2 protein-coding genes are annotated in these 532 nt (G+C 65.2%); both read left to right on the top strand.

All coding sequences use genetic code 11. The features are described from left to right. A partial coding sequence (locus BTJ49_RS15875; RefSeq protein ID WP_206098449.1) for a hypothetical protein occupies positions 1–187 on the top strand: 187 nt, incomplete at its 5' end. 20 nt (positions 188–207) lie between these two features. Continuing rightward, positions 208–532 (top strand): AMP-binding protein (locus BTJ49_RS15305; RefSeq protein ID WP_304598399.1); only part of this gene is annotated, 325 nt, incomplete at its 3' end.

Genomic DNA, 532 nt, shown 5'->3' with positions numbered 1-532 from the left:
CAGTCAACGTCCGCTACAAGAGGCCCGCACCTGCTACCGCCACCTCGCCGGCACCGCTCGATTTTTTAACGTTGGCGGCGACCGGATGGTCCGCGCCCGCGCCGCGCAGGTCCAGCACGCGGCGACCGCGTGCAGGTTCGGCGCAGGCCGGGAGAGGACAGGTGTGGACGCCGGTGACGTCCTGTAGGCCGGTGTACCGTCATCTCCGTGACAATCCGGGTAGGGCTGCTGGCCATCCTCAAGGCGGGTGGTGCCTATGTGCCGCTGGACCCGGCCTACCCGGTCGAACGTCTGGGTCAGATCCTCACCGACGCTGAGCCACGGTTGCTGTTGTCCGATCCAGCCGGTCGACAGGCCCTGGGTGAGGCGGCAATGGCTTCGGTCACGGTGATTGCTCTGGAAGATGATGTCGATTGGGCTGGGGGCTTGAGCACCAATCCGGCGATTCCGGAACTGACCTCCCATCACCTGGCCTATGTCATCTACACCTCCGGCTCTACCGGTACGCCCAAGGGCGTCATGGTTGAGCATG

Source organism: Oleiagrimonas sp. MCCC 1A03011 (assembly GCF_003267965.1).
GTDB lineage: Bacteria > Pseudomonadota > Gammaproteobacteria > Xanthomonadales > Rhodanobacteraceae > Oleiagrimonas > Oleiagrimonas citrea.
This window is presented reverse-complemented; position numbering and strand designations above follow the sequence as displayed.